Origin of the sequence: Streptomyces sp. NPDC060198 (genome assembly GCF_042728415.1) — a bacterium.
Lineage (GTDB): Bacteria > Actinomycetota > Actinomycetes > Streptomycetales > Streptomycetaceae > Streptomyces.
Map to the genome: position 1 here is coordinate 1,818 of NZ_JBHWZJ010000543.1, position 1,666 is coordinate 3,483.

2 protein-coding genes are annotated in these 1,666 nt (G+C 71.7%); both read left to right on the forward strand.

The features are described 5' to 3' along the window. Positions 1 to 131 precede the first annotated feature (131 nt). Positions 132 to 1,190, forward strand: coding sequence for a FecCD family ABC transporter permease (locus ACFWEP_RS33125; protein ID WP_387375771.1), 1,059 nt, complete (start codon positions 132 to 134; stop codon positions 1,188 to 1,190). Between the two features lie 14 nt (positions 1,191 to 1,204). Next, the coding region (locus ACFWEP_RS33130) for an iron chelate uptake ABC transporter family permease subunit (protein ID WP_387375773.1) at positions 1,205 to 1,666 on the forward strand (462 nt) is incomplete at its 3' end.

Genomic DNA, 1,666 nt, shown 5'->3' on the forward strand with positions numbered 1-1,666 from the left:
CTGGGGGGGGCGCGCGCCGCCCCGCGGGTAGTCTCTGCCGGGGCGGGGGTGGCCGTAACCGGACCTGAGATCAGCGGAGTTGGCCGACCACCCTGCGGGCATCGAAGATCAAAGGGATAACGTACGACGACATGACCACGACTACGGTGGAGCTCCCGGTGCCCCGGGGAGCGACGAACGCCCGTCGAAGACGAGTGGTGGGGATCGGCGTGCTCGCCCTGATCGTCGTGCTCGCGGGGGTCGCGTCGCTGGCGGTCGGCGCCCGCGCGCTGAGCCCCGCCGACGTGTGGCACGGCCTGTTCGCCGAGCCGGACGCCGACCGGCGCCTCACCGAGATCAGGCTCATCGTGCGGACCGTCCGGGTGCCCCGTACCGTGCTCGCGATCGTGGCCGGCGTCGCCCTGGGCGTCGGCGGGTCGCTGATCCAGGGATTCACCCGCAACCCGATCGCGGACACCGGGCTGCTCGGCGTGAACTCCGGCGCCTCCTTCGCCGTGGTGGCCGCGATCGGGCTGCTCGGCTTCGCCGGTCCGTTCCAGTACGTGTGGTTCGGTTTCCTGGGGGCGGCGGTCGCCGGAGTCGTCGTGTTCGGCCTGTCCAGCGTGGGACGGGGAGCGGGCAATCCACTGACGCTCGCCCTGGCGGGCCAGGGCGTCACGGTGTTTCTCGCGGCGATGACCACGGCCGTCGCCCTGTCCGACCAGAAATCGCTGAACGCGCTGCGGTTCTGGAACGCGGGGTCCGTCGCCGGCGTCGGGTTCGACGTCATCTGGCCACTGACCGGTTTCATGGCGGTCGGGCTGGTCCTCGCGCTGACCACGCTGCCCGCCCTCAACCTGCTCAACCTGGGCGAGGACGTGGCGCGCGGGCTGGGCGTGAACATCGCGCTCAGCCGGACCGTCGGCATCCTCGCCATCACCCTGCTGGCGGGCGCGGCCACCGCCGCGTGCGGTCCCATCGCCTTCCTCGGGCTCATGGTGGCCCACATCGCCCGGCACCTCACCGGGCCGGACTACCGCTGGCTGGTACCGTACGCGGGCCTCCTCGGTGCCGTCGTCCTGCTGGTCTGCGACATCGTCGGGCGTCTCGTGGTGCGTCCGGGGGAGCTGGCCGCGGGAGTCGTCGTCGCCCTGCTCGGTGCGCCGTTCTTCGCGGTCCTGGTCTGGCGCGGAAAGTTCAAGAACGCGTGAACGGGACAGAGGCTGTGAACGGGACCGAAGTGCAGCGATCGCTCTCCCCGGCCCCGGGGGTGCGGCTCGGCCGGGTGTCGTTCGTCTGGCGGCCCTGGATCGTCACGGTCACGCTCGTGCTGGCTGTCGCGGTCTTCTTCGTCTTCTGCCTCTCCGTCGCGGTCGGGGACTTTCCCATCGCGCTGTCCCGGGTGATCGCCACGGTCTTCGGCGGGGGCGAGCAGGTGGACCGATTCGTCATCATGGAACTGCGGATGCCGAGGGCACTGGCCGGACTGGTGGTGGGGTTCGCGCTCGGGGTCTCCGGGGCCGTCACCCAGTCGGTCGCACGCAATCCGCTGGCCAGCCCCGACGTACTGGGAATCACCGGGGGCGCCGGCACGGTCGCGGTCTTCCTGGTGACGGTCTCGGGCGGTGCCGCCACGGCGGTCGTCAGCTCGGTCGGCCTCTCCGCCGCCGCGCTCGCGGGTGGTCTC

Excerpts from the sequence above, each read along its gene's own strand:
- ACFWEP_RS33125 (WP_387375771.1), top strand. The coding sequence starts at position 132 with ATGACCACGACTACGGTGGAGCTCCCGGTGCCCCGGGGAGCGACGAAC.